This is a genomic window from Bifidobacterium ruminantium DSM 6489 (assembly GCF_000770925.1).
Classification (GTDB): Bacteria; Actinomycetota; Actinomycetes; order Actinomycetales; family Bifidobacteriaceae; genus Bifidobacterium; species Bifidobacterium ruminantium.
This window is the reverse complement of the sequence record NZ_JDTK01000001.1, coordinates 162,390-188,087: the sequence shown is the minus strand read 5'-3', so window position 1 is coordinate 188,087 and position 25,698 is coordinate 162,390. Positions and strand designations below refer to the sequence as shown.

The following is a 25,698-nucleotide window of genomic DNA, read 5'->3' as shown; positions in this document are numbered from 1 at the left end:
GTGCGTGTAACCTTCACTAGGTGTTTGTCGCTTTCCAAAAAAAGGGGTATTCAATGGCATACTCGCATAACGCGCCGTTCCGCGCCGACGTGGTCGGCTCCTATCTCCGCCCGGCCGAGCTCAAGGCCGCGCGTGAGGATTTCGCCGCCGGCAAAATCGATGCCGCAGCGCTCAAGGCGGTCGAGGACAAGGCCATCACCGAACTCGTCGCCAAGCAGAAGGCCGCCGGCCTGCATGTGATCACCGACGGCGAATTCCGCCGCGGCTGGTGGCATTTCGACTTCATGTGGGGCTTCAACGGCGTGGACCATGCCGCCGCAGCCCACCGCGTCGCCTTCCACGACGAGGTGACCCCGGCCGACACCGCCACCGTGACCGGAAGGATCTCCGGCGAGAACCATCCGTTCGTCGAACATTTCAAGTTCGTCAAGCAGTTCGAGGACGAGAACACCGTGGCCCGCCAGACCATGCCCTCCCCCGCGCAGACCCGATTCGTGCTCACCGGCAACGCGGCCGCCTACCCGTATGACGAGTTCTACAAGAACGACGACGAGCTGACCGCCGACATCGTCGCCGCCTACCGCCAGGTCATCGCCGACCTGTATGCCGCCGGCTGCCGCAACGTGCAGTTCGACGACTGCACCTGGACCCGCCTGTGCGATGCGAGCGTACGCGAACGTCTCGGCTGGAGCGACGAGGACGCGCTACGCCTGCAGCAGGAGAACCTCGACGTCATCAACGCCGTGATCGCCGACCAGCCGGACGACCTGGTCATCAACACCCACGTGTGCCGCGGCAACTTCCACTCCACCTGGCTTTCCTCCGGAGGCTACGCGCCGGTCGCGGCCAAACTGTTCGGCGAGGAGAACGTGGACGCCTACTACCTCGAGTTCGACGACGACCGTTCCGGCGATTTCGCGCCGCTCGCCGAAGTCTCCGGCGACAAGAAGGTCGTGCTCGGCCTGATCACCTCCAAGAAGCCCGACCTTGAGGATCCGGACACCATCAAGGCCCGCATCCAGGAAGCCGCCCAGTACATTCCGCTCGACCGCCTGTGCCTGTCCACCCAGTGCGGCTTCGCCTCCACCCAGGAAGGCAACAAGCTCACCGAAGACCAGCAGTGGGCCAAGATCGCACTCGTCCAATCCATCGCCAAGGACGTGTGGGGCGAGTAAACACAGCACGCCATCCACAATCAGCTATAAGGAAGGGCTATCCGTCTTGTTCGGCGGATAGCCCTTTGTTTGTTTGCCGGCGTTTTTAACGGGCAGGTCAGCCCTTCACAGCCTCATCGATGCAACGAATCGCGTTCAACGTACGCGGATAGCCGATATACGGCATGCACTGCGAGACCACCGCGATTAGAAACGCCTTCTCATTGCCGACGACCATATTCGCCTTGGCATGCGCCGTAAGCTGCGGTTCGCAACCACCCTGCGCGGCCAGGAAACACAACGTGACCATTTCGCGCTCGCGGGTGTCGAGTCCGCCGCGAGTGTAGTAGTCGCCGAAGCAGTTGTCGGCCAGCCACTTGTTGATGTGCCGGGTCTCCTCCGGTCCGGATTGCGCGAATCCGCGCATGTTCTCGCCGAAGATCTCGACCTGCTTGTCCTCTCCGGCCTGCGCGCGGGTCTCCGACGTGGTCGTGCCCTGCGGCTCCAGCGGCAGATGCACGTTCGCGGCTCCAAGGAAAACGTTGAGCTTCTTCAGGAACGGCAGGGTTCTCCCGAATCCGCAGTATGCGGTGGCTTGGTAGATCATCTCCTTGATGGCCACGGACGTCAGTCCTGTCTCGTAGGCGACCGGCAGCATCATTTCGAACGCGTCGAGACCCTGGCAGCCGACCAGAGCCGCGAGGATCGCCAGGGAGCGGGTCTTGTCGTCCAGATCGGGATGGTTCGCGCCCGGCTCGTTCACCACTTCCCCGTAAGCGAAGTCGGAAAACAGCTTGACATATTCCGGATCGGTCTGCGACAGCGTCCTGTCGTTGTTCCAGAACGCGTTCATCTTCCTATGCAGTTCCTCGAACATGTCGATATCCTTCCCTCACGCGGCTCAATTCGAGCCCAATGCCATCGTTTCAAATATCGTTGGGCACCACGAAATCAGACTTCGCTGACCCGCAGCAGCGACTTGACGGTACTGCGTTCGTCCATGGCGGCATACGCTTCCTGGATATCATCCAGTGTGTACTCGCCAGTGTATACGATACCGGGATTGATGTTGCCGTCCAGCACCTCCTTGAGCAGGCGCCGCATGTCATAAGTACGCACCGCGGCCGGGCCACCGCGTAGACCGACATTGCGGAAGAAGAGGCCGGGAATATCGGCTTCGACGTCGTGGGGCAGGCCCACCCGACCCACGATGGCCCCGGCACGGGCCACCTTCATGGCCGTGTCGTTCGACAAGGCCGATCCGACGCATTCGAGCACCGCGTCCGCGCCGTATCCATCGGTCATCTCCAGCACCTTGGCCACAGCCTCGTCGCCACGTTCCTCGACGAAATCGGTGGCACCGAATTTCTTCGCGATCTCCTGACGGTCGGTATGACGGCTCATGGAGATGATGCGCGTGGCACCCATAAGCTTGGCGGAAAGCACGGCGCACAAGCCGACCGCGCCATCGCCGAACACGACGGCCGTATCCCCCGGCTTCACCTCGGCGCTGGCCGCGGCATGATAGCCGGTCGCCATCACATCGGACAGCGTCAGCAGCGAGGCGAGCATCTCATCGGAGAAGGTCTTGGCATCGCCGGGAACTACGACCAGAGTGCCTTCGGCTTCCGGAACACGCAAGTATTCGGCCTGACATCCCATACCGTCCTCATCGCCGAAATAGCCGCCATGCGGGCAGCTGGATTCGAAACCGGCCTTGCACACCGGGCATTTGCCGCAGCTGTATGGGAACGGAACGATCACAAAATCGCCCGGCTTGACGATGGTGACATCCTCCCCGACCGCTTCGACGACGCCGATGGCCTCATGGCCAGCCTGGCTGTCGACGGGTTTGCCACCATCGCGGTAGAACCACAGATCGGAGCCGCACACGCAGGCGCGCACCACGCGGATAATCGCATCGCCGCCGTCAACGATGCCCGGCTTCGGACGCTCCTCGCAGGCCATCTGCTTGATGCCCTTATAAATCGCCGCTTTCATGGATTTCCTCCTCTTATTTGTGGGATTGCTGTTTCTTGACGTTGTCGATGACGTCCTTGTTTTCCTCCAGGATGCGGTTGGCCTCATCCTCATGACCGTCGGCAATGGCTCGCCAGTACAGCGATTTGAGCGACACGTACGCCTGCTGGATGCGCAGGGCCTCGGCTTTCGCGGCCAGACGCAGCGATTGCGCGTCGAGCAGTTCGATCTGCCGTCGGGCGCCTTCCGGACCGTCGAAACGGTTCTTCAGGTATTCGCGCATCGATTCAAGCGGCATGCCCGTCGCCGCCAGGCATGCGATGGTGGTCAGCGATTCGATGTCCTTGTCCGAATAGACTCGGTGGCCTGAACTCGGATCGCGGGCGATCGGATCGATGATGCCGATCTGCTCGTAATAACGCAACGTCGATTCGGGCAGTCCGGAAATCATGGACGCCTCACGGATCGAATGCCAGGTGGTCGTCGTATTGCTCATATCCCGCACTCTAAAAACTTAAAGTGCTCGAAGTCCATATTCCGGCGTGTCGTATTGGTCCGACGTCAAACGGCATTGAGCGGGCAATGGAAGAGCCGGTATCCGAAAAGTGGATCTGTCGCACGACTCCATTTTCATGTCCTTTTCGGCAATCGTGCGGCTTTTTCGTCCGTCTGTATGGGAACCGACGGACGAAAAAGCCCACGCATGCTCAGGCGGCGGTGATCAGCTCCGAGGAATCCATGTCGAAATCGGCCATCGCGTAGGAGCGGATGGCGGGATCATCATACGTGTTCATGTAGTACGTGTTGGTCTTGGACGAATATCCGCTGGTGAACAGCGTGCGTTCGAACTGGCCGTTGCCCATCTTCGCCATGCCGTCAACCATCTGCACGGAACCAAGGGTGTGGAACAGGCGAGACACGTTGGCCGCCTCGCCTTCCTGCTGCGGATAATGCGTGTTGGCATAAGCCACACGCACGAAACGCGACGGGGAGCTCACATCGCCCGGAATGCCATGCATGCTCACACCCGCGCCCCAAGCGGACAGGGACGCCTTGCCCCACGTGGCCGGCTCGGCCATCTCGTTGCCGACGCACATGTAGTTGCGCAGATTCTCCATATGGAAGCCAAACGTCGGCTGGTTGGTCAGCACGTCTACGTCGTCATGGTGCACATGCATGCCGTCCGCCATCTGTTCGACGACGATGCTGCGCTCGCTGTCGCCGATGATCCAATGCAGCAGCGACTCCTGCTGGCCGGGCACGATCTGGGAGACGAGGGTCACGTTCTTCAACGCCTCCTCGACTTCGTCGACGGAATCGAAATTGCGTGCCACCCACAGAGGGAATTCGAAGGTCGCGACGTTGTCGGTGCCTCCGACCGGCTCATGCACGAACTCCGCGTAGCCGGGGAAATTCAATCCCGCGATGGCCAGACCATGCTCGTTGGCGCAGTCGAAATACATCGGACGGTCGGCCATGACCACGCCCACGCCGATCACCGCGTTCGGCTTGGCTTTGCCGCTCGCGCCGAACACGTTGTCGTAGTGGTAGCCGCGTGGAGTGGCCAGGATGCTTTCGCCGTATGAGAAACTCCAGTCGAGGTTGCGGCCGAAATACATGTTTCCCTCTTCGTCGGAGAAACGAACGCCAGTGCACATTATGGACTTCCTTCCTTTGTTTGATTGACCCGGTGCGTTCATCATACGCATGGACGGCTGGACGAACCACGGCTTCCGCCGACGGATAAACATGAAGGGTGGCCAAAAATGCCAAGAGTCGTTAAAAATGAAAAAATCCCCTTGTTTCCAAGTGGATTTTCGAATGGCTCCTGCGACTGGGCTTGAACCAGTGACCGTCCGATTAACAGTCGGATGCTCTGCCAACTGAGCTACGCAGGAATACTCCATGCACGCCGTGCACAAAACATGAATCATACGCGGTAAAACGCAAAATGCAAATCCCGCGCGTGTCTCCCCTGCTGCGGCGGGACTACCGTCACATGCTGATCTTCGTCAACGGCATGGCGGAATCGATTGCGAAATCCGGTTCGGACGGTTTCACGCCGCTCTCCACCAGGTTCACTCCCAGCATGGCCACCATAGCGCCATTATCGGTGCACAGTTTGATTTGCGGGATACGCACTTCGACGCCATGCTTGGCTCCGACCTCCAACAGTTTGGCGCGCAGTTGGGAGTTCGCGGAGAAGCCGCCGCCAACGATCAGGGTCTTCGAACCATACTGCTCGCAACCGCGCATCGCCTTCTTGGCGAGCACCGTCGCGACGGAATCGGCCAGCGACGCGCACACGTCGTCGATGGGAATCTCATTGCCTTCCGCCTGCTGCTGTTCGATCCAACGCGCCACGGCCGTCTTCACGCCGGAGAAACTGAAATCGTACGGATGCTGCTGCCCCGCCTTGCCTTGTGTAAGGCCCTGAGGCACTTTGATGGCATGTGGGTTGCCCAGCTGCGCGTGACGGTCGATGTGCGGGCCGCCGGGATACGGGAAACCAAGCAGACGCGCCACCTTGTCGAAGCATTCGCCGGCAGCGTCGTCGAGCGTGGTGCCGACCACGTCGATATGCCGCGCCACGTCTTCGACATGCAGCAGCGAAGTGTGCCCGCCCGACACAATCAACGCAAGCGTGTCCTTGGGGAACGGTCCGAACTGCAGCTGCGTCACCGCGATATGTCCGATAACGTGGTTGATGCCGTAGATCGGCTTGTTCGCGGCCCATGCCAACGATTTCGCGCCGGACACGCCGACCGCGAGACAGCCGGCGAGGCCGGGTCCCGCGGATACGGCGATCGCGTCGACGTCGGACAGCGTCATGTTCGCGTCGGCCAGAGCTTTGGAGACGCATGGCACGAACGCTTCGGCGTGCGCGCGAGAGGCGATTTCGGGAATCACGCCGCCGTAGCGGGCGTGCTCGTCCATGGAGGACGCGACCACGTTGGAAATGAGGGTGCGTCCCTGCACCACGGCCGCCGCCGTTTCGTCACAGGTCGATTCGATGCCGAGTACGATTGGTTCGCTCATTGCTGCTCCGTTGTGTGTGTTGCTGAAGTGTGCTCTGTATCCGCTGTTGCGCTGAAGCCGACGACGCGCGGCTCCAAGTCGAGGCTCATGGTGTACGCGTCGATGCCTTCTGGCTGGTAGTAGCGTTTGCGCAATCCCATCCGCGTGAAGCCGAACCTTTCGTACAACGCCAATGCCGGCACGTTGTCGACGCGGACTTCCAGAAGCATACGTTTGGCGCCCTGCCGACGCGCCGAGACGATCAGTGTTTCGAGAAGCGCCGCCGCTATCCCCTGCCGTTGGTATGGTCTGCCGACGCCGATCGTCATGATCTCCGCGTCGTCGCCGTCGTACCAGTAGCCTGCGTAGCCTCGGACGACGGGATCCGCCGTCTGTACGGCATCGCCTTCAATGTCGAGCAGATACGTGCGTGCCGGAGCGTGGAATTCCTGCCGTACGGACTGTTCGCTCCACGCGCCGCGGCCGAACAGGTCCTTTTCCAATGCGGCGATCTGTCCGACGGCGGTGTCTTCCGGAATCTGGGAATGGTCGACAATCATGGGCGTGCCGTCACTCCGTTCGTTCGGCGCCGGCATGGTTGAGCACATGCTTGAGCGGGTTGGGCACTGACACGTCCGGACGACGCAGATATAACGGTTCGACGGGGGTCGGTTCTGCCAACGCCTGTTCGCTGGTGGTGAAGGCCGCGAATCGCGCCAATCCTTCCGCGCCTTCGTCGAGCAGAGCATGGTCGTCGACTTCGCCGAGGGAGGCAATCGCATTCCACGACTGCGCGTATTTGACCGCACCATGGCCGATGACGTCGACGACGTACGACTTGCCCGTGTCGGCGAGCTTCGTAAGAACGTCATTGACGCGCATCGTGATGGAATCCGGATAGTCGATGTCCATGTCGATCAACGTTATGGGCGATTGTCCGACGCCGTCCGCAACGGTGCCGCCGTCATACAGCGCGAAATACAGTTGCCGGCGACGCGCGTCGTTGACGGCAAGCGTCAGATGGCGGCGATCGTCCGTAGCTTGAGTATGTGCCAGGCATTGCGGCGCGAGCACGTCCTGTCCGACCAGTTGCGCGCCTGTGGCGAAGGCCAATGCCTTGGCCGCGACGATGCCGGCGCGCAGGCCGGTGAATGGCGCCGGTCCGACGCCGACGACGATGCGGGTGATGTCCGACGCCTGCAGTCCGGCCTGTTCGACGGCTTGCGCGATGTTCACCTGCAGTTTCTCGACATGGGTGCGCGAATCCGTTTCGACGATGGGTTCATGTCCGACCACGCCTACGGTCGAACCATATGAGGTGTCAATCACCAGTGTCTGCATATGCTTGAAAACTCCTTGTGCCAAACTGCCAACCACTGTACAACCGGCGCTGGAAGCCACGGCATGCGGTGCGGTCGGCCACGTCGGATGCGTCTTAGACAGGGTCAGCGTTTTCCCGCGGTGAAATCGAACGAATCCCAGGCAGCGCCCACCGGCACCAACGTCACCGTGCGTGCGCCCGCGCTGGTCAGCTCGCCGTCCGCGGTCACGGCGGGCGCGTCAAGCGGACGGTCGATGTGGATTTCAAGCCGTTCCGGAGCCAATGCGGCGGCCATCTGCTCGCCCCATTCCATCAGGATGACGGTATGCTCGCCCGGATCCTCCAATTCCTCGTCCAAGCCGAGCGATTCCAATTCGTCCAATAGCCGTCCGACCGTGTCCTGTCCGGGCGCGTAGGCGTTGCCGCCGAGCCTGTAGGCGTCGACGTGCACCAGATGCGCCGGCGAACCGTCCGCGAACCGTCCCTCAAGCTCGCGTGCGATGGTGAAGGTCGGCGAGACGATGGGCTCTCCGATGCCAAGTCCCGCGCCGAACCCTTGCGCGAACGTGGTCTTGCCGGCGCCAAGCGGACCGGACAGCAACAGCACGTCGCCTCCACGGGCAAGCTTCGCCAAACGCTCCCCCAACGCCTGCATGTCCTCGCCGGTGGCGGCTGTGATGGTAATGGTGTTGCTCATGCGGCACGTCCTTTGCGGCTGATCAGTTCGATGGACCGTTCCAAAGCATAGACCGGGTCCGAGCCATTGGTTTTGCTTTGCTCGTCGGCCCATGCGAGCATCTGGATGCATGCGCTCATGCCGCTTGACGTCCATCCGGATAGTTGCCGGGTCGCGTTCTTCAACACCCAGGGGTTCGTTTTCGCCTCGGCCGTGGAAATGGTGCCCGCACGCACCGCCGACGCCTTCGCCATCGTCCGCAGCTTCATGGCCAGCGCGCCGATAAGCGCGATCGGAGCGGTGCCCTGTTCCACGGACGATCGCATGGCGATGATCGCGTCCGCCGTACGTCCCGACAACGCGAGGTCGGCGACACGGAAGCCATCCACCTGCGGATTGGAGGTGAGATATTGGTTGACGCGGTCGAGCGTCATGGGATTGTCGTCGAAATCGAAGCATAACTGGCCGACCATGGCCGCAAGCTCGCCGGTCCTATCCCCCAACACGGCCACGAGTTGCTGCGCGGCCATCGGCTCGACGCGGCGTTTGCGCCGTTCGAAGCATTGCATGACGAAGTTGAGTTTGGCCTCGGGCTTCTTCAGGTCGGCGACAGCGTCCTTGTACGCTCCGGCCTTGGTGAGCTGCTCCACCAGACGTTTGCCCTTCACACCGCCCTCATGCTGGCAGATGACGATGCTTGCGTCCGCCGGCTCCTTGCACGCCTGTCTGCAGTAAGAGACCATGGCGTCGCCCAGTTTTTCGTCCGCGTTCTGCAGGTTGGTGACGATGACGATGGCGCGATCCGCAAGCAATGATGGGCTTACCGCTTCGTCGAAGGCGTAATGGTCGGCGTTTGCCGCGTCGAGTTCGATGGTTTCCGCGTCGGGATACCGGCGTTGCGCCTCGTGTTTGAGGTCGCGCACCGTCTGGTCGTTCAGGTACGAGTCGCCTCCGCATACGAGGTGGAAGGGCGTGGTGGCTGCGGATGGTTTTGGCATACTGTTCAATCTCGCCGTATCGGTGGACAAAGTGGATGGGCTTATTGTTCCCATTGCAGATCGCGCAATGTTTTCCTGGTGCGTTCGGCCCACATGCGCAGTCGTTCCACGGGATTGACGATGAGTCGTTTTCCGGGCAGGTCGGGTTCCTGGACGATCATTGCGGTGAGGATCCGGCGCGTGGCGATGGCTGACAGGACGCATATGGCTTCCACGACGCAGACGAGTACCGCTCCTTTGATTCCTCCGGCCCAAGGAATCGTCGCCCGCTCTCCGGATCCCAAATGAAGCGCGGTCAGCTCCATGACCGAAGTGCCCCAGGATGCCACGCGGGCTAATTGCAGTCCCAGCCAGGGAATGAGCCATGAGATCGTCAGGCTTGCCAGACCGGCCAACGTGGAGAATCCCACGAATGGGGCCACCACCAGGTTGGCAGGCACGGAGAATATCGGCAGTTCCGGTTCGATGAGCACTTGGATCGGCAGGGTGAACACCTGCGCCGAAATGGTCATGGACATGGCTTCGGCGATAAATCGTGGCATGACTGGCATCATCCATGCGTTAAGCGTTCCGGCGAACAGCACGATGCCGAGCACCGCGGCGCAGGACAAAGCGAATCCGAAGCTTTGCGACATCTGTGGGCATACCATCAGCATGGCCAATGTGATCCAGCTCAATGACGCCATCGCTTGTCCCCGTCTGCCCAGAAACTGGCATGCCGCGCCGGACAGGCCCATCATCAGCGCACGGGACACCGAATCCGACGGGAATACGCACGCCGACAACATGACGTACGCAGAGGCTACCAGCAACGCGGAAACCCGGCGTGGGGCAAGGAAAAATGAGCAGACGCCGCGGACCAATGCGGCGACCACGGCCAGATGGCCACCGCTGACCGCCATGAGATGCACGATTCCCGACCGGCGGAACGCGTCTTCGACCTGTGTTGCGTAGGTGGAGTCGATGCCGGCGTCAGCTCCTTCGACCGGGACGTAATCCTGCCCGAGGATGCCCAAGGTCAGTCCCGGAACCAGTATCTTTCCTTGGTCGGATAACTGTGCGGTCTGCGTGAGGAACGCCTGCTGCATCGTATCGATGACACGCATCGGCATGCTTGGCGATCTGACCCGTTCGACCATTACGGCGTCGGTCAGCCACAATGGCATGGCGCCGTATTCCGCCTCGGAAATCGTGCCCGAGATCTCATACGTGCCGCCTTGTCTGAGTTTTCCGCATTCGGGCTGATCCGCATACACGCGTATGCGCGCCGAGCTGTTCTGCTGTATGCCGTCAATGGTGATAGACAGGGTGCGCGCGTCGAGACGGCAATCGTTCGAACGTCGGTCGGAGCTGACGGCCGACGATGTGGCGCGTATGACCATGACGGCGACGACTTCCCCTCCAGCCGCTGCTCTGGAGGCGGGATCGCGCCATTGCAGCAGATCGTATACCAGCGCGCAGGACGCGCATGCGACCGCCGCGACCGCGCACATTGTGACGCTCGCATGCCAGATGGACAGCCAATGTCGAAGAGGCTCGGATAATCGCAGGAACGCCAGTCCCGAGACGGCGACGAACGGCACCGTGCCGATGATGACAATCGGCAGCAATCCCAATATGCCATCATGGTTCATGCAATAGTCGAAACCGGCATGGGCTGCAAGGCTTGCCGCCCAACCGCACAACGCAGCCGGAAGCAACCGCCAATCACGGCTTCCACGCTCCCTGTCAAGATAATCGCCGCCGTTCATCGCACGCACGCCTGTTCGCGGAATTTCGCCAAGGTCTTCGCGCCGATGCCCTTGACCTCCAGCAGTTGGTCGATGCTATCGAATCGGCCGATTCGCGCCCGATAATCGAGGATACGTTGCGCGGTGACGGGTCCGACGCCTTTGAGCGTCTGCAGTTCTTCCAGACCTGCCGTGTTGATGTCGATTTGGTTCGATTGAGGTTGTGTCGGCTCGGCTGGCTGCTCCTGCGGTTCCTGTGTCGTCTGAGTTTGCTGCGGAGCCTGTTGAGGAGCCTCCTGTCCAGTCTGCTGTGATTGTTGTTGCTTTGATTGCTCCTGCGATTGCGCGGTTTGGCTTCGCTGCATCGCGCCGTAATGCATGGCCTGCTGCACCAGCATGGTCAGGCTCGCGCACAACGCGCACGACAGTGCGAGGATGGCGACAAGCGCGTGGAACGGCCGGAACGCCAATCGTGGCCTGTCCCGTTTCGGCCGTTCCATGTCATCCGCGCCATCTGCCGGTCTGACTCCGGAAAGCTCCGCCAATGTCGGCTTCGCTCCATGCGCCGTCCGCTTGGAAACAGCTTGTTCCATAAAGTAGGACGGTTCGTCCGGTTCCTCCGTCCGCGGTCCGACAGGGGCGCCACGCCGGGGCACGTTTCCAGGCAGGCTGAGTCCGCGTAACCGTATCGTGGCGAGCGGCACGTCCATGTCGCCGCCAGCTACGCGGGAGGCTTGGATGAAACGCTTGGAACGAGAAACAAATGTGCCCATGCATCCAAGTTGGAGGATGCATGGGCACATTGTCCAGCCGGAACGACCCCTGTGGTCGGAGAACATGGGTTATCCACATGTCCGGCGTGTCGCCGGACGGCAGAAGGCCTCATGTCTTCCTAAAGAGGTGCTCGGCGTGCGGAACGTCACTCCGCCGGGACGATGGAGACGATCTTCGGAGCCTTGACGATGACCTTGCGTGGCTCCTTGCCGCCCAGTCGGTCGGCGACGGCTTCGAGCGCCATCTTCTCCAGCTCCTTCGGATCGATGTCCGGGGAGACCTCGAGCTTGGCGCGCACCTTGCCCTTGATCTGCACGACCGCGGTGACGGAATCCTGACCGACGTAACGTTCATCGGCCTTCGGCCAGTCGGCGTGCGCCAGGGATTCGGTGTGGCCGAGCTTGCTCCACAGTTCCTCGCAGATGTGCGGGGCGATCGGAGAGAGCATCAGGATCAGCGGTTCGACGGCGGCGCGCGGCACGGCGTCGAGGCTGGTCAGATGGTTGTTGAGCACGATGAGCTTGGCGATGGCCGTGTTCGGACGCATGGCCTCCATCTCGACGGTCACGTCGGCGATCGTGTTGTTAAGCAGCTTCAGCGTCTTCGTGTCAAGCTCGCCGTCGGTGACGCGCACCTCGCCGGTGGTCTCGTCGATGACGTTACGCCACAGGCGCTGCAGGAAACGCATGGAGCCGACCACGTTGCGTGTGTTCCACGGACGGGACTCGGCCAGCGGGCCCATGCCCATCTCGTACAGGCGGAAGGTGTCCGCGCCGTAGTTCTCATACATGTCATCCGGCGTGATGATGTTCTTCAGGCTCTTGCCCATCTTGCCGAACTCGCGGTTGGCGTGCTGGCCGTTCCAAGTGAACGTCGGTTCGCCGTTGGCGTCGGCCGGCCCCTCCACCACTTCGGCGGCCGGCACGTACTGGCCGCGGTCGTCGGTGTAGGCGTATGCCTGGATCATGCCCTGGTTGAACAGCTTGTGGAACGGTTCCATGGAGTCGACGTAGCCGAGGTCGAACAGCACCTTGTGCCAGAAACGGGAGTACAGCAGGTGCAGCACGGCGTGTTCGACGCCGCCGATGTACAGGTCCACGCCGCCGGACTTGCCGGCGGTCTTGTTGTGGTCCGGACCCATCCAGTAGTCGAACTCGTCCTTCTCCACCATGTGCTTGGTGTCGGTCGGGTCGAGGTAACGCATGTAGTACCAGCAGGAGCCGGCCCAGTTCGGCATGGTGTTGGTGTCGCGGTAGTAGGTCTTCTTGCCGTCGCCCAGGTCGAGCTCGACCTTGACCCAATCCTCGTTGCGGCTCAGCGGCGCCTCCGGGTTGGATTCGGCGTCGTCCGGATCGAACGTCTTCGGACTGTAGTCGGGCACGTCCGGCAGGTTGATCGGCAGCTGGTCGTCGGGCAGCAGGTGCGGGGTGCCGTCCTCGCCGTAGACGATCGGGAACGGCTCGCCCCAGTAGCGCTGGCGGCTGAACAGCCAGTCGCGCAGACGGTAGCTGACGGTGCCCTTGCCGACGCCGGCGGATTCGAGCCAGGCGTTGACCTTGTCGATGGCCTCGTCCACGCGCAGGCCGTCGAGGCTCAGGGAATCGCCCTTGGCCTTGGTCGCGTCGATGGAGGAGTTGATGACGATGCCGTCATGGGAGACGAACGGCGCCTTGCCCTCATAGTTGGCGAGGTCGTCGCCGGATTCCGGCAGCGGCTTGACGGTGTAGATGACCGGCAGGCCGAACTTGACGGCGAAATCGTAATCGCGCTGATCGCCGCCCGGCACTGCCATGATCGCGCCGGTGCCGTAGTCCATGAGCACGTAGTCGGCGGTGAACAGCGGCAGCTTAGCGCCGGTGATCGGGTTGATGGCGTACAGGCCGGTGAACAGGCCGGTCTTCTCGCCCGCCTCGTCCACGCGGTCCTTGGCGGTCTTGGCTTCGGCGGCCAGACGGTACGCCTTCACGGCCTCGACCGGGGTGGCGTAGCCGCCCTTCCAATCCTCGGGGGTTTCCGCCGGCCATTCTTCCGGAACGTTCTCAAGCAGGTGGTGTTCCGGGGAGACGACTGCGAACGTGGTGCCGAACAGCGTGTCGGGACGGGTGGTGTAGATCTCCATGTCCTTGACGCCATCCGGGGTCTCGACGTCGAAATGCACGGAAGCGCCGTGGGATTCGCCGATCCAGTTGCGCTGCATGAGCTTGACCTTCTCAGGCCAGTCGATGGTGTCGAGATCCTCGATCAGACGGTGGCCGTACGCGGTGATGCGCATGGACCACTGGCGCAGTTCGCGCTGGAACACCGGGAAGTTGCCGCGTTCGGACTTGCCTTCGGCGGTGACCTCCTCGTTGGCGAGCACGGTGCCCAGGCCCGGGCACCAGTTGACCGGGGACTTGGAGATGTAGGCCAGACGGAAGTCGTTGAGCACGTCGGCCTGCTCGGCTTCGGTCAGATCGGACCATGCCTTGCCCTCGAAGCCCGGGATGGCGCGTTCGCCGGATTCGAACTGCTCGACCAGCGTGCTGATCGGGCGTGCGCAGCCCTTGGAACCGGACGGGTTCGTGGCGCCCTCGTCATACCACGCGTCATAGATGCGCGAGAAGATCCACTGGGTCCAACGAACGTAGCCGGGATCGATGGTGGCGAAGGAACGACGGTTGTCGAAGCTCAGACCCATGCGGTGCAGCTGGCGGCGCATGTTGGCGATGTTCTGCTCGGTGGTGATGCGAGGATGCTGCCCGGTCTGGACGGCGTACTGTTCGGCCGGCAGACCGAACGCGTCATAGCCCATGGCGTGCAGCACGTTCTCGCCCTTCATGCGGTGGTAGCGGCTGACCACATCGGTGGCCAGGTAGCCCAGAGGATGGCCGACGTGCAGACCCTTGCCGGACGGGTATGGGAACATGTCCATCGCGAAGTAGGACGGGCGTCCTTCGGCATTGCGGCCTTTGCCGTCCTTCAGATCACCGTTGACGTTGGCGGCCCAGAAGGTGCCCTCATCATCCCAGATCTTCTGCCATTTCTCTTCGATGCCCTGCGCCAGCTTCGCATTGTAGCGGAACGCCGGTTCGGCGGATTCGTTCGACTGCGCCTGCGCGCTTTTCTCGGTGTCACTCATAATGCATGAAATTAGCCGCGCAACTGGACACTTCGCAACGAATCAACCACTATTCAGGCACATGCGTTCCCGTTATTTTTCCGACGACGCGGAGGAATCGGAGGAGGAATCCTGGGCTGATGCCGTAGGAGGATTCGTCTTCGCGTCGGGAACGTACCCGATCGTTCCGTTCATGTCATCGGCGGCCCGCTGCCATGAACCGTCCTTCACCATCGCCCGCAGCGCGGCGTCGATTTGCCCCACCAGTTCGCTTTGCCCCGATTTGACGGCGATGCCGTAGAACCATTCGACGTCAGGGACGTCGACGATCTTCATATGGTCGCCCGTATTGTTGGCTGCCAGACCGGTCGCGATCGCATCGTCCGTTGCGATCGCGTCGGCTTCGCCGATCATCAGCGCCGTCACGCACTGCGGATACGTGCCGCGTTCTCGTACGACCGCATGCTCGGCACGGCCGCGGATATCGTGCGCGGCCGCGCTGCCGGTGACCGCGCATACGGTTTTGCCGGACAGGTCGTCAGCTCCTTTGACCGCGGACGAATCGTCGGTGCGCACCAGCAAAGCTTCATGCACGGTCAGATATGGCCCCGCGACATCGGCTTCGCCATCGTGGGCGCCGTCGACGGAGAAGGAATCCACGATCATGTCGACGGTGCCGTCGGCGAGTGACGAGATCCTCGCATCCGGCGTCAACTGCCTGAACACGATCTGCTTTTCCGCGTATCCCAAGGTCTTCGCCACGTATTTGGCGACGTCGATGTCGAAACCGGAATATTCCCCTCCATGCAGCCAACCAAGCCCCGGCTGGTCGGCCGCGACGCCGATCGCGATCGTCGGCCCCTGCGCCGCGCCTTCGGTCACCACGGAAACCGACGTGCCACAGCCCCCCATGCCGATTGCCATCAACACCGCGCCTGCCGCCGCGGCCACACGACGAATCCTTCCACCCATACGCATCACTTGAACATGCGGGAACGGGTGAGGAACCAGGTGACGATCGCGGAGATGACCACGGAGACGCCGATGACGACCGCAAAGCCCCAAGGCTTGTCCGTCAATGGCATGCCAAGCATGCCATGCTGGAAGTTCATGCCGTACATAGAGAAGATCAGGGTCGGGATGGACAATGTGATGGAGATGATGGTGAAGATGCGCATCACGTTGTTCAGATTGTTCGACACGATCGACGCGAACGCGTCGGTCATGTTGGCAAGAACTCCGCTGTAGATGTTGGCCATCTCGATGGCCTGCTTGTTTTCCGTGATGACGTCGTCGAGCAGATCCTCATCCTCTGGATACTGCTTGAGCCGCGGCAACGTGGTCAGCTTCTCCATGACGATCTCGTTCGATTTGAGTGACGTGGTGAAGTAGACCAATGTTTTGCTCAGCTCCAGCAGCATGAGGATTTCGCGGTTCTGCATGGAATGACGCAGCTTGAGTTCGAGCTTGTCGCTTTCCCGGTCGATGATGCGCAGATAGCGCAGATACATGGTGGCGTTGCGGTACAGGATCTGCAGGATAAACCGCGTCTTCATGTATGTGTTGAAGCCGCGGATGGTGCCTTCCATGAACGGATGCAGCACGGGAGTGTCCTGCATGCAGACGGTGATGATGGCCGATTGGGTGATGATGATCGACAACGGGATGGTCTCGTACCAGTCGCGGCCTCCCCGCTCCTCCACGGTCGGAATGTCCACGATGATCATCGTGTAATCGTCCTCGACGTCGACGCGTGAGCGTTCCTCGTCATCCAGCGGGGCACGCAGGTCTGCCAGATCGACGCCGGCCTCCATGGACACGTTAGCGAGTTCCACGTCGGTGGGTTCCGAAAGGCACAGCCAGGAGCCGTTCTCAGGTTTTTGGATCTGCTCCACCTGGCCGTTAATCGTTCTGAACATTCTCAACATGTCTCTCACCCGCCTTTCGCGCTTTCCAACGTTCTATCGCTGTACGGAAGCCCGGATGCCGTACAGCGCTCCGCACGGTCGGGCAAACAACCTTATCAAGGATAGTCCCACCGCGAGAATTCGCCGCACGAATGGCGATGATTTCATCAAGCGTTCACCTTGCGGGCCGGTTCGGCTGATTTTCTGCCATCTATTGGACGATCGGCTTCCATGACTGCATGCCGGGCGCGCGCAACGACTCCGGCCCGTTCTCCCAGTCGGCCGTCGCGGCGATGGCCGGACCTTGGTTGAATTCCTCCAGTTTCCAAGTGCGGAGCGTCGGGTCGACGGGATTGAAGTGCGGGGTCATGCGCGTCCAGAAGGCGTTGCGCATGGCGCCGATGTTGTTGAGGTCGTCCGGATCCATGTCGAGCAGCACCGCAACGGTGGCGACGATCCATGATCCGTGGCCGACGAGCAACAGCGTGGTCGGATGCGTGTCGTCATCATGCGCGGCGACGATGTCCCGCACAGCTTCGGCGCCGCGGCGTCCGGTGTGGACGCGGCTTTCCACGCCATGCTTGGTCTCACCACCGGTGTGGGCGCGCCAGGAACGGTAATCGTCGGCGTAACGTTCGCAGATCTCCTCGCGGGTCATGCCCTCCCATTCGCCGAAGCTGCGTTCCCGCAGCCGAGGGTCGGATTCCACGTCGAGTCCCATGAGATCGGCGAAGGCGTGCGCGGTCTGCCTCGCGCGGAACAGATCCGAGGAGACGACGATCATGCGGCGGCGGGCGGCGGGCGCATTGTTGATTTCGTCAAGACTGGCGAGATGAGCGCCCCCATAGGAGGGTTGCGCGAGCTGCTCATTATGTTCGGCGAGATGCGCGACCTTCGCCCAATAATAGGTTTTGGCGAGTTCGTATGCGCTTTGATCCGCCTGCCATCGGCCGACGATGTCGAGAGGGATGTCGATCTGCCCCTGCAGACGTCGGGCGAGATTGTAGGAGGTGCGTCCATGGCGCAGGAATAGTACTTCGTCGATCATGGCTTCATTGTATCCGCACGTTCTGCCGGCTGTCAGCGTTTGCCTTGCGCCATGCGTCAGCAATCGGATGTCTGGCACATGCGCAGCAGCAGGATTCCTCCGGCGAGCAACGCGCCCGCGGTGGCGACGATCACGGCCAGCATCTCTCCATCGGTCAGGATCATCGCGCACACCGCGGCCAGGATGCATGCCAGTATCGTGGACAGGACCGCCGGCAGCATCGTTTGGCGGCTGATTGGGGATGGTGACGCCATTTTGCGTTCTCCTTCCTTCGCTTTCTTCGGGACAATCGTCTTCGAGCGTCCGTAGGAACCAACATGGCAGGAATCGGCGCCGTCCGCCACCGGTGCCGACGAATCTGTGGATAGGTGGATGGGGAGCTCCTATCCACAGTCATCCACAATGGGGGTAGTGTGCCATGGCGGTTTGCAGGAGATGGCGGCAAAGCCGGTTCAGCCAATGGCGGATGGACAGCCGCCGACCACGGATTGAAATACGAAAAAAGGCTTCCGAATCTTCGGAAGCCTTTGTCTGTGGAGCTAAGGGGATTCGAACCCCTGACCCTCTCCATGCCATGGAGATGCGCTACCAGCTGCGCCATAGCCCCGTGTCTGCTCTGCAAACCTTGTTTAAGATACAACACAGAGCAGAATCATGCAATCCTCGGCGTGTCGCATAGAGGCGGATGCCTGGACATGCCATGCGAGGCTAGTTCGTGGAGCCGGTTCCGCTGCCGGACGTGTCGGATGACGTGCCATTGGAGGTGGTACCGGTCTGCGATTGGTTCTGGCTCGTGTCCGTCGAACCGTTCGAACCGTTCGACGTGCCGGTGTTCTGTCCGGAATCGGTGGACGGGATCGATCCGCTTGACGACTGGTTGGAATCCGTGGACGTGTCCGTTTTGCTTGAATCGTTGGTATCGGATTTGGTGGAGGAACCGGAATCGGTAGTGGATGAGCCGGTGCCGCCGGTCGAGGAGTCCGTCTTCTTGCCAGTGTCTTTTCCACTGTTCTTGGTGGTGGTTTTGGACGTGTCCTCGTCGGTGTCGGTCGTGCCGGACTGATTCTGCGTGTCATCCTGAGTGCCATCGCCGGTGCCGTAGGTGGAATCGTCGTCGTCATCGTCGGAGGACGGCGTCTGCTTGCTGTTGTTGACCACATCACGAACCACGGTGTCGGTTCCATGGCCGTCGGTGAACGCCAGAATCAGTCCCGCGCTCACGGCCACGCCGATCAGGGCGCTGACGATGGCGATGACGATTGGAGCATACTTGCCATGCAACCAAGCGTTGAGCGCTGCTCGGCGACCGGCATGCTGAATCTGTCCATTGGAACGTCCACCGACGGAATCCTCTGGAAGCAGGTGCGTTTCCCGTCCATCGGCCTGCGCGGAGGAGATGACTCGGCCGGACGCCGCAGACATCGTCCCGGTCGCATCATCGTCGTCCGCTGACAGCACCTGCGTCTGATCCGCGTCGGCTGCGGGCATTGTGGTGGTCTTGTCGCCTTCGGATGCGACGGGTGCGATCACCGTGGTGGCGTCGCTCGCCTTTCCATCCTTGTCCTTCGTGTCTTCCGCGTCGTTCTTGTCGTTGCCCACAAACGGCACGGCACTTTGTAGCTTCTCACCCGAAGCCTTGAGCACGTTCTTATACACCTGCGTCGCCACGGCGGACACGATGGAGCCGGCCGCGACACCGATCACCGATCCCGCGATACCGATTTTCGCGGAAAGCAGGAACGACGTCACCGCGGCGAGAGCGCCCGCGAAAATCGACGAGAATGATATTCCCTTGAAAAAATTTCTCACAATCCATGACGGTAGCCGATTGCGCTTGGGGAAAACCTGCGATTCTGTGAAAAGCTTGGAAAAAAAATCGGGAGGGCGCTCGCCGCCCTCCCCGGTCGCATCGAGATTCCGTCAGATCAGACGCTACAGACGCGGATGCTCCCATTGTTCGGTGTAGGCGATCGCCGGACCATGATTGTATTCCGCCAGTCTCCAGCGCAATGTGCCTTGAAGCTCCAGAGGCACCAGTCGCACCCAATGGGCGTTGCGCATCGAAAGGATGTCCGCGAAATCATCATGCACCTGATCCAGATCCAACAAGGTCTGCAGCGTCTGGGAGATCCAGGCGCCATGAGAGAACACGTACAGGTCGGTGTCCTCGCCGGCTTTCGAGGCCCAATCGTTCAGTGCTTCGACGCCACGTCTGCCGACCTCCTGCTTCGGTTCGGCGCCGTATTTGAGTTCGCCTCCGCGGAACTGGGCCCATGACAGATAGTCCTCCGGGAAACGTCCGGCAAGCTCCTCGACGGAGATGCCTTCCCATTCGCCGAAGCTGCGTTCCCGCACACGGATGTCCGGATGAATATCAAGGCCGAGCGGGTCGGCGAATGCGTGCGCCGTGGCGGCCGCGCGCTTGAGGTCCGAACAGACGACCAGCTGGTGCGGCACTTCGGGGTGACGTTCCACATAGAGTTCGCGCAGCGCGGCCGCGGTCTGCTTCACCTGCCACAGGCCCACTTCGTCGAGCGGAATGTCGATCTGTCCCTGCAGCCGGTGCTGCTCGTTGTATGAAGTGCGCCCGTGACGTACCAATGTGATGGAATGCACGTGCGGCGCCATGGCGTCGTCGTGCGCAAGCTCGACGTTTCTAGGCATGCTTCTCCCCTGTGTAGCCCCTATACTGTTGCTTCATTCGTCCCCTGCCGTGCGGAACGAAACGGACGTGCCCTCCCCGTCCATGGGAAGACACGTCCGTATAAAAATGTCGTCAGACTTCCGCGTTCTGCGCAGAATCCTCGGAATCCGCCTGATCCTGGGCCGTCTCGGCATGGCCGAGCTGCAGGTCGATGCTCGGACAATCCTTCCACAGCCGTTCGAGACGATAGTAGTCGCGGGACTCCTGATGCATGACGTGGATGACGAAGTCACCGTAGTCAAGCAGCACCCATTGGCCTTCGGTCAGGCCTTCGCGCGACCGCGGCTGACGCTTGCCGGCCTTGAGATACAGATCCTTTTCGATCTCTTCGGCGACGGCGAGCACCTGACGTTCGTTCGAGGCGGTGGCGATAAGCATCGCGTCGGTGATGGCCAACGGTTCGGTGACGTCGAACGCCACGATGTCGGTGGCCTTCATACGATCCGCCGCGGCGGCGGCGATGCGTACGGCGTCGATGGAATCTTGCAATGCAGGCATGTTCAGCGCTCCCATTCGGGCTTCCAGCCCTCTACTACGTGTTGTGTGTTTTCGGAATAGACCATGGAATCGGCCGGAACGTCGTGGCGAACCACGGAGCCGGCTCCGGTGGTGACGCCGTCACCGACCTTGACGGGGGCGACGAACAGGTTGCCCGCACCGACGTGCACGTTCGATCCGATGGTGGTGTGGTGCTTGTGCACGCCATCATAGTTGGCGGTGATGGTGCCGCCGCCGATGTTGGTGTGCTCGCCTAGGTCGGCGTCACCGACATAGCTCAGATGCGGCACCTTGGTGCCGTTGCCGATATGCGCCTTCTTCATTTCCACGAACGCGCCAGCCTTGGTTCCTTCACCGAGCTCGTTGCCGGGACGCAGATACGTCCACGGACCGATGTTCGCAGCGCGGCCGATATGGGTCTCCTGCACGCGGGAACGTTCCACATGCGCCTCGGCATCGATGGTGGCTCTGATCAGCGTGGTGTACGGGCCGATTTCCGCCGCCTCGCCGATTACGGTATGACCTTCCAGGAAGCAGCCCGGCAGAATGACCGCGTCGCGCGCGATCTCGACATCATCCTCGATCCACGTGGTGTCCGGATCCAGGATGGTGACACCCTCGCGCATCCAACGCTCGCAGACGCGCTTGTTGTGGCCCTTGGCGAGATTGGCAAGTTGTACACGATCGTTGACGCCTTCCACGCTCAACGGATCCGGCGCGGCGAACGCACCGACCGCGCCCTTGGCCTTGGCCGCCTCGAGCGCGTCGGTCAGATAGAACTCTCCCTGGGCGTTGTCGGATTTGAGATTGGCGATAGCTTCGGCAAGCAGCTTCGCGTCGAACACGTACACGGAGGTGTTCACCTCGTGCACGGCCAATTCGCTGCTGTTAGCGTCCTTCTGTTCCACGATGCGAAGTACGTTGCCGTCACTGTCGCGGATGATACGGCCATATCCGGTCGGATCAACGAGCATGGTGGTCAGCACGGTCGCTCCATTGCCGCTACGCTCATGGAAGGCGAGCAGCTGATCGAGCGTGTCGGTGTCAAGCAACGGCATGTCCGAGGCCGCGATCAGCACGGCGCCGTCCAGATTGCCCTGCTGCGTCAGCTGCGCCATCGCGCATTGCACCGCGCGGCCGGTGCCGGGAATGTCATCCTGGTTGACGATGGTGACACGCTCGTTATAGGAGCGTGCCGCTTCGGCAACGCGTTCCGCCTGATAATGCACCACGACGGCAAGTGTGTCCGGATCGAGCGCGGAAACAGAGTCCATCACTCGATTCAGAAACGTCTTGCCCGCCAAGGTGTGCAACACCTTCGGCTTGTTGGAACGCATGCGGGTCCCCTCACCCGCGGCAAGGATGATTGCGGCGCTCAATGCCATCTTTCGCCTTCCGTCTTGTTGGTTTCGCAGGAAGCGTCCATTCCGAACGGATTCGTGGAGGACGCTTCGGATTTCAACGCAACCGAGATTGTATAAAGAGGGCTCGGACAATACCGGAGACGTCGGAATACCTTGCAACGTCTACGAAACGGCGCGCCCGACGCAATCGTAGGCTTCGATAAGACGCGGCAGGCTCATTCCGGCATTCGCAGGACTGGTGGACGGCAATCGCGTCATCGGCACGTCATCCAATCCATGAGACCGCAGCAGCGGGACGCAAAGCCGCCGATACAGCTGCGCGGCCTTCGCGCCCGTGGTGAATATATGGGAAATCCGCGATCGACGAAGCATACCGGAAAAATCATTGGGAACGGCATTGCGAATGCTCGCGTCGCTCGCACCTTCGATATCGCAGGATGCGATCACATCCCACAGCGCCATATGGTGACGCAACGCGAAATCCCTGCGCGCACGCACCGTCCAATTGGGAGCCATGCCTTCGCACAGGCAGCTGTCATCATGGAACACGGCCGCCATGACAGGCCAGAAACGATTGCGCGGATGCCCATAGTAGAAATGCATCTCACGTGATTTCGGACTCGGCATGGAACCCAATACCAACACGCGCGATTCGGCGTCCCAAACCGGACCGAACCCATGCTCCACATGCATCGGCATTCCTCCTGTCATTACATGGACGCGCCATGACGCGACCATTGTATTGCGGCATGTTGCGACGCGGCAAGCGGATGTGTATTCTGACTTGGCGAATACGCAATCGCCGCAGTTCAAGGAGGAACCATGCTCGAGCCGACCACCATCTACACGCCATCGCCAAACCGATACGACGACATGACCTACAACCATGCGGGAACAAGCGGCCTCAAGCTCCCCGCCATATCCCTCGGATTCTGGCACAACTTTGGCGACATCACCCCATACGACACCATGCGCCGAATCGTGTTCACTGCATTCGACAACGGCATCACCCACTTCGACCTAGCCAACAACTACGGCCCCGAACCAGGATCCGCCGAAAAGAACTGCGGAAGGCTGCTGCACGAATATTTCCAGCACCACCGCGACGAACTCATCATCAGCACCAAAGCCGGCTACGAAATGTGGAACGGCCCATACGGCGATCTCGGCAGCCGCAAATACCTGCTCGCCTCACTCGACCAAAGCCTCGAACGACTTGGACTCGACTACGTCGACATCTTCTACCACCATCACATGGACCCATCCACCCCGCTCGAAGAGTCCATGGGAGCGCTCGCCACGGCGGTCAGCAGTGGCAAGGCCCTGTACGTGGGCCTGTCCAATTATGACGGTCCGACGCTCGAAAAGGCCACCGCCATTCTCGACGAGCTGCATGTGCCGTTCATCATCAATCAGAACCGGTACAACATCTTCGACCGCACCGTTGAGCGCAACGGACTCAAGGAGACCTCCCACCGTCTCGGCAAGGGACTGATCACCTTCTCCCCTCTCGACCAAGGACTGCTGACCGACAGGTATCTAGACGGCATTCCCGCAGACAGCAGAATCGCCCATGACGGACGGTTCCTGCGGAAAAGCGCGTTGACCGAGGAAAAGCTGCAGCAGATCCGCGAGTTGAACGATCTGGCGGCGGAACGTGGTCAGACCCTGGCCGAGATGGCGTTGGCCTGGCTGCTGCACGGCGGCATGGTCACTTCGGTGCTGGTCGGAGCGTCTCGCCCGCAACAACTGCTCGACAATATCGGAGCGCTCCGAAACACCACATTCAGCGAAGAGGAGCTTCGCCGCATCGACGATATCTCGCTGCGGTAGAATCCGGCATCGCAGCGCATCCGGTGGCCGATAGCGCGATCACGAGCAATCGGCCACCGGATGCAACATTCGCAGACGTGGGCATAGGGCGCCGCATGACATTCCCGAAAATGTCCGGTTCGGCATTGTAGTCTTGGCGACTGCTATGGATAACGAACTCTTCGAGAAGGCGCCGATACCGCGCGCATACATGACCCTTGCGATCCCCGTCGTGCTCAGCATGATGGTCACCCTCGCCTACAACACCGTGGACACCTATTTCATCGCGCATACCGGCAACACCGACATGGTGGCGGGCGTCGCGATAGCAACCCCCGTATTCACGGTCATGATCGCACTCGGCGACATCTTCGGACTTGGCGGAAGCTCCGTGATCTCACGGCTCTACGGACAGGGACGTTACGATGACGGCAAGCGGCTGAGCGTATTCTGCTTCTGGGGAGCCGTCCTCACCGGTCTACTCGTCATCATCTTCGGTCTCGCGTTCCGAGACCCGATTCTCTCCATGCTCGGCGCGGACGGCAACACATGGCAGTATGCGTCACAGTTCTACACGCTCATCATCATCGGTTCGCCATTCATCATCGCGTCCATGACGCCGACCAATCTGTTGCGGGCCGAGGGCCATGCCACCCCGTCAGCCATAGGCTCGGTCGCCGGAACCCTCATCAACATCTGTCTCAACCCATTGTTCATCCACGTGTTCGGATGGGGCGCCGCCGGATCCGCGAGCGCGACCGTCATAGCGAACATCTGCACGGATGCCTACTATATCTGGTTCCTCGTCGCACGCAGCGAAAACCTCTCCATCAATCCACGGCTCATGCTGCGCGACCGAGGAATCGCCATCACCCGTCACGAGGTCTCGGGCATTTTCGCCATCGGCATACCCGCATCCGTCACCAATCTCATGCAGAGCCTTGGCATCGTCATGATCAACCTGTTCCTCTTGCCATACGGCAATGACGCGGTCGCGGCCATGGGCATCGGTCTGAAAATCGTTATGATCGCCGTGTTGATTCTTGTGGCCTTCGCTTTCGGCGGTCAGCCTCTTATCGGATACAACTACGGTTCTGGCAACATGCCACGTCTGAAAGCACTGCTCAGATTCGCTTACGGTTTCCTCTGCCTGCTCGCCATCGGCATGACCGTGGTACTTGTGGCCTCCGCGCGACAGCTCATGGGCTTCTTCAGCGACGACCAGCGCATCATCGACCTCGGCACCGGCATGCTGCGTGTGCAGCTTCTGAGCACCGTGTGCGTCGCAATCGTCCTCGTTACCACGTGCACTTTCCAATCCGCAGGCAAGGCGTGGGGCGCGCTGGCCCTGTCCATCAGCCGGCAGGGAGTGATGCTTGCCATCACACTGTATGCGGGATCCCGTATCGCCGGATACCATGGCGTCATCGCGGCGCAGGCAGTGGCGGATCTGCTCACCGCCATACTCGCCATCGTGTTGTTCATCGTGTTGCTTCCGGAGCTGCGCGGTTCGCGACGTAAAACCGTCTGACATCTTGACCCGTTTAATGGAAATCTGATGGTGTGGTCATATTCCGTGCAAATCAAACGGATATGGCAATCGCGGCAGGCAGGGGT

At 61.1% G+C, this 25,698-nt stretch carries 24 protein-coding genes and 2 tRNA genes; 3 read left to right on the top strand and 23 right to left on the bottom strand.

What is annotated here, in order from left to right:
• The first annotated feature begins 53 nt into the window (after positions 1-53).
• Entirely contained in the window at positions 54-1,175 is a 1,122-nt protein-coding gene (locus tag OU26_RS00855) for a 5-methyltetrahydropteroyltriglutamate--homocysteine S-methyltransferase (protein WP_021913459.1), read from the top strand.
• Between the two features lie 97 nt (positions 1,176-1,272).
• Here OU26_RS00855 and OU26_RS00850 read toward each other — a convergent pair whose 3' ends face one another.
• The 23 genes from OU26_RS00850 to OU26_RS00740 form a co-directional block, all read right to left on the bottom strand.
• Positions 1,273-2,031: a carboxymuconolactone decarboxylase family protein gene (locus tag OU26_RS00850; RefSeq protein WP_026646015.1), complete on the bottom strand. Its 759-nt coding sequence runs from the start codon at positions 2,029-2,031 to the stop codon at positions 1,273-1,275.
• Positions 2,032-2,105: 74 nt separating this feature from the next.
• Positions 2,106-3,155, bottom strand: a complete 1,050-nt coding sequence (locus tag OU26_RS00845) for a zinc-dependent alcohol dehydrogenase family protein (RefSeq protein ID WP_021913461.1) — start codon at positions 3,153-3,155, stop codon at positions 2,106-2,108.
• A gap of 13 nt (positions 3,156-3,168) precedes the next feature.
• Positions 3,169-3,630 (bottom strand): MerR family transcriptional regulator, encoded by a 462-nt coding sequence (locus tag OU26_RS00840; RefSeq protein WP_081815611.1) that lies wholly within the window; start codon positions 3,628-3,630, stop codon positions 3,169-3,171.
• Positions 3,631-3,841: 211 nt separating this feature from the next.
• Positions 3,842-4,792 (bottom strand): choloylglycine hydrolase, encoded by a 951-nt coding sequence (gene bsh, locus OU26_RS00835; RefSeq protein ID WP_026646013.1) that lies wholly within the window; start codon positions 4,790-4,792, stop codon positions 3,842-3,844.
• Positions 4,793-4,956: 164 nt separating this feature from the next.
• Positions 4,957-5,032: transfer RNA gene (locus tag OU26_RS00830), tRNA-Asn, on the bottom strand.
• Between the two features lie 97 nt (positions 5,033-5,129).
• The gene (tsaD, locus tag OU26_RS00825) at positions 5,130-6,173 is read right to left on the bottom strand and encodes a tRNA (adenosine(37)-N6)-threonylcarbamoyltransferase complex transferase subunit TsaD (protein ID WP_003807022.1); all 1,044 of its coding nucleotides are present in this window, start codon (positions 6,171-6,173) and stop codon (positions 5,130-5,132) included.
• Positions 6,170-6,712: a ribosomal protein S18-alanine N-acetyltransferase gene (gene rimI, locus OU26_RS00820; RefSeq protein ID WP_011743223.1), complete on the bottom strand. Its 543-nt coding sequence runs from the start codon at positions 6,710-6,712 to the stop codon at positions 6,170-6,172. Before rimI ends, tsaD begins: the two co-directional genes overlap by 4 nt.
• 10 nt (positions 6,713-6,722) lie before the next feature.
• Positions 6,723-7,493 (bottom strand): tRNA (adenosine(37)-N6)-threonylcarbamoyltransferase complex dimerization subunit type 1 TsaB, encoded by a 771-nt coding sequence (tsaB, locus tag OU26_RS00815; protein ID WP_026646012.1) that lies wholly within the window; start codon positions 7,491-7,493, stop codon positions 6,723-6,725.
• 104 nt (positions 7,494-7,597) lie between these two features.
• Positions 7,598-8,170 carry a tRNA (adenosine(37)-N6)-threonylcarbamoyltransferase complex ATPase subunit type 1 TsaE gene (gene tsaE / locus OU26_RS00810; RefSeq protein WP_011743225.1) on the bottom strand — a complete coding sequence of 191 codons (573 nt, stop codon included), beginning with the start codon at positions 8,168-8,170 and terminating at the stop codon, positions 7,598-7,600.
• Positions 8,167-9,147, bottom strand: coding sequence for a DNA polymerase III subunit delta (gene holA / locus OU26_RS00805; protein WP_026646011.1), 981 nt, complete (start codon positions 9,145-9,147; stop codon positions 8,167-8,169). The genes tsaE and holA overlap by 4 nt, the downstream gene beginning before the upstream one ends.
• A 41-nt stretch (positions 9,148-9,188) precedes the next feature.
• On the bottom strand, positions 9,189-10,898 hold the full coding sequence (locus tag OU26_RS00800) for a ComEC/Rec2 family competence protein (RefSeq protein ID WP_026646010.1): 1,710 nt from the start codon (positions 10,896-10,898) through the stop codon (positions 9,189-9,191).
• Positions 10,895-11,650, bottom strand: coding sequence for a ComEA family DNA-binding protein (locus OU26_RS09800; protein ID WP_193345879.1), 756 nt, complete (start codon positions 11,648-11,650; stop codon positions 10,895-10,897). Before OU26_RS09800 ends, OU26_RS00800 begins: the two co-directional genes overlap by 4 nt.
• A 146-nt stretch (positions 11,651-11,796) precedes the next feature.
• Positions 11,797-14,769, bottom strand: coding sequence for a leucine--tRNA ligase (gene leuS, locus OU26_RS00790; protein ID WP_026646008.1), 2,973 nt, complete (start codon positions 14,767-14,769; stop codon positions 11,797-11,799).
• Positions 14,770-14,841: 72 nt separating this feature from the next.
• Positions 14,842-15,720, bottom strand: coding sequence for a transporter substrate-binding domain-containing protein (locus OU26_RS00785; RefSeq protein ID WP_026646007.1), 879 nt, complete (start codon positions 15,718-15,720; stop codon positions 14,842-14,844).
• Between the two features lie 5 nt (positions 15,721-15,725).
• Positions 15,726-16,676: a magnesium transporter CorA family protein gene (locus tag OU26_RS00780; protein ID WP_026646006.1), complete on the bottom strand. Its 951-nt coding sequence runs from the start codon at positions 16,674-16,676 to the stop codon at positions 15,726-15,728.
• Positions 16,677-16,866: 190 nt separating this feature from the next.
• The gene (locus OU26_RS00775) at positions 16,867-17,703 is read right to left on the bottom strand and encodes a histidine phosphatase family protein (protein WP_026646005.1); all 837 of its coding nucleotides are present in this window, start codon (positions 17,701-17,703) and stop codon (positions 16,867-16,869) included.
• A gap of 56 nt (positions 17,704-17,759) precedes the next feature.
• Positions 17,760-17,957 (bottom strand): hypothetical protein, encoded by a 198-nt coding sequence (locus OU26_RS00770; RefSeq protein WP_152571278.1) that lies wholly within the window; start codon positions 17,955-17,957, stop codon positions 17,760-17,762.
• A 280-nt stretch (positions 17,958-18,237) separates the two neighbouring features.
• Positions 18,238-18,310: transfer RNA gene (locus OU26_RS00765), tRNA-Ala, on the bottom strand.
• 101 nt (positions 18,311-18,411) lie between these two features.
• Positions 18,412-19,512 (bottom strand): hypothetical protein, encoded by a 1,101-nt coding sequence (locus OU26_RS00760; protein WP_026646003.1) that lies wholly within the window; start codon positions 19,510-19,512, stop codon positions 18,412-18,414.
• Positions 19,513-19,635: 123 nt separating this feature from the next.
• Positions 19,636-20,367 (bottom strand): histidine phosphatase family protein, encoded by a 732-nt coding sequence (locus OU26_RS00755; RefSeq protein ID WP_026646002.1) that lies wholly within the window; start codon positions 20,365-20,367, stop codon positions 19,636-19,638.
• A 112-nt stretch (positions 20,368-20,479) separates the two neighbouring features.
• Positions 20,480-20,905 (bottom strand): ribosome silencing factor, encoded by a 426-nt coding sequence (gene rsfS, locus OU26_RS00750; protein WP_152571277.1) that lies wholly within the window; start codon positions 20,903-20,905, stop codon positions 20,480-20,482.
• A 2-nt stretch (positions 20,906-20,907) separates the two neighbouring features.
• A complete protein-coding gene (gene glmU, locus OU26_RS00745) occupies positions 20,908-22,290 on the bottom strand; it encodes a bifunctional UDP-N-acetylglucosamine diphosphorylase/glucosamine-1-phosphate N-acetyltransferase GlmU (protein ID WP_026646000.1) in 1,383 nt (460 codons plus the stop codon).
• Between the two features lie 141 nt (positions 22,291-22,431).
• The gene (locus OU26_RS00740; protein WP_026645999.1) at positions 22,432-22,968 is read right to left on the bottom strand and encodes a DNA-deoxyinosine glycosylase; all 537 of its coding nucleotides are present in this window, start codon (positions 22,966-22,968) and stop codon (positions 22,432-22,434) included.
• Between the two features lie 123 nt (positions 22,969-23,091).
• Between OU26_RS00740 and OU26_RS00735 the strand changes: the two genes are divergently transcribed.
• Positions 23,092-24,102: an aldo/keto reductase gene (locus OU26_RS00735; protein WP_026645998.1), complete on the top strand. Its 1,011-nt coding sequence runs from the start codon at positions 23,092-23,094 to the stop codon at positions 24,100-24,102.
• Between the two features lie 145 nt (positions 24,103-24,247).
• Complete coding sequence (locus OU26_RS00730) at positions 24,248-25,612, top strand: MATE family efflux transporter (protein WP_026645997.1); 1,365 nt, start codon at positions 24,248-24,250, stop codon at positions 25,610-25,612.
• Positions 25,613-25,698 lie beyond the last annotated feature (86 nt).

What these genes read in the sequence shown, in the direction of transcription:
- OU26_RS00840 (WP_081815611.1), bottom strand. Translation starts at nt 3,630, where the DNA reads ATGAGCAATACGACGACCACCTGGCATTCGATCCGTGAGGCGTCCATG.
- OU26_RS00770 (WP_152571278.1), bottom strand. Translation starts at nt 17,957, where the DNA reads ATGGCGTCACCATCCCCAATCAGCCGCCAAACGATGCTGCCGGCGGTC.
- OU26_RS00800 (WP_026646010.1), bottom strand. Translation starts at nt 10,898, where the DNA reads ATGAACGGCGGCGATTATCTTGACAGGGAGCGTGGAAGCCGTGATTGG.
- OU26_RS00775 (WP_026646005.1), bottom strand. Translation starts at nt 17,703, where the DNA reads ATGATCGACGAAGTACTATTCCTGCGCCATGGACGCACCTCCTACAAT.
- tsaD (WP_003807022.1), bottom strand. Translation starts at nt 6,173, where the DNA reads ATGAGCGAACCAATCGTACTCGGCATCGAATCGACCTGTGACGAAACG.
- tsaE (WP_011743225.1), bottom strand. Translation starts at nt 8,170, where the DNA reads ATGAGCAACACCATTACCATCACAGCCGCCACCGGCGAGGACATGCAG.
- tsaB (WP_026646012.1), bottom strand. Translation starts at nt 7,493, where the DNA reads ATGCAGACACTGGTGATTGACACCTCATATGGTTCGACCGTAGGCGTG.
- OU26_RS00785 (WP_026646007.1), bottom strand. Translation starts at nt 15,720, where the DNA reads ATGGGTGGAAGGATTCGTCGTGTGGCCGCGGCGGCAGGCGCGGTGTTG.
- OU26_RS09800 (WP_193345879.1), bottom strand. Translation starts at nt 11,650, where the DNA reads ATGGGCACATTTGTTTCTCGTTCCAAGCGTTTCATCCAAGCCTCCCGC.
- OU26_RS00740 (WP_026645999.1), bottom strand. Translation starts at nt 22,968, where the DNA reads ATGCCGATGCATGTGGAGCATGGGTTCGGTCCGGTTTGGGACGCCGAA.
- OU26_RS00855 (WP_021913459.1), top strand. Translation starts at nt 54, where the DNA reads ATGGCATACTCGCATAACGCGCCGTTCCGCGCCGACGTGGTCGGCTCC.
- OU26_RS00730 (WP_026645997.1), top strand. Translation starts at nt 24,248, where the DNA reads ATGGATAACGAACTCTTCGAGAAGGCGCCGATACCGCGCGCATACATG.
- OU26_RS00755 (WP_026646002.1), bottom strand. Translation starts at nt 20,367, where the DNA reads ATGCCTAGAAACGTCGAGCTTGCGCACGACGACGCCATGGCGCCGCAC.
- holA (WP_026646011.1), bottom strand. Translation starts at nt 9,147, where the DNA reads ATGCCAAAACCATCCGCAGCCACCACGCCCTTCCACCTCGTATGCGGA.
- rimI (WP_011743223.1), bottom strand. Translation starts at nt 6,712, where the DNA reads ATGATTGTCGACCATTCCCAGATTCCGGAAGACACCGCCGTCGGACAG.
- rsfS (WP_152571277.1), bottom strand. Translation starts at nt 20,905, where the DNA reads ATGCCTGCATTGCAAGATTCCATCGACGCCGTACGCATCGCCGCCGCC.
- leuS (WP_026646008.1), bottom strand. Translation starts at nt 14,769, where the DNA reads ATGAGTGACACCGAGAAAAGCGCGCAGGCGCAGTCGAACGAATCCGCC.
- bsh (WP_026646013.1), bottom strand. Translation starts at nt 4,792, where the DNA reads ATGTGCACTGGCGTTCGTTTCTCCGACGAAGAGGGAAACATGTATTTC.
- OU26_RS00845 (WP_021913461.1), bottom strand. Translation starts at nt 3,155, where the DNA reads ATGAAAGCGGCGATTTATAAGGGCATCAAGCAGATGGCCTGCGAGGAG.
- glmU (WP_026646000.1), bottom strand. Translation starts at nt 22,290, where the DNA reads ATGGCATTGAGCGCCGCAATCATCCTTGCCGCGGGTGAGGGGACCCGC.
- OU26_RS00780 (WP_026646006.1), bottom strand. Translation starts at nt 16,676, where the DNA reads ATGTTGAGAATGTTCAGAACGATTAACGGCCAGGTGGAGCAGATCCAA.
- OU26_RS00850 (WP_026646015.1), bottom strand. Translation starts at nt 2,031, where the DNA reads ATGTTCGAGGAACTGCATAGGAAGATGAACGCGTTCTGGAACAACGAC.
- OU26_RS00735 (WP_026645998.1), top strand. Translation starts at nt 23,092, where the DNA reads ATGCTCGAGCCGACCACCATCTACACGCCATCGCCAAACCGATACGAC.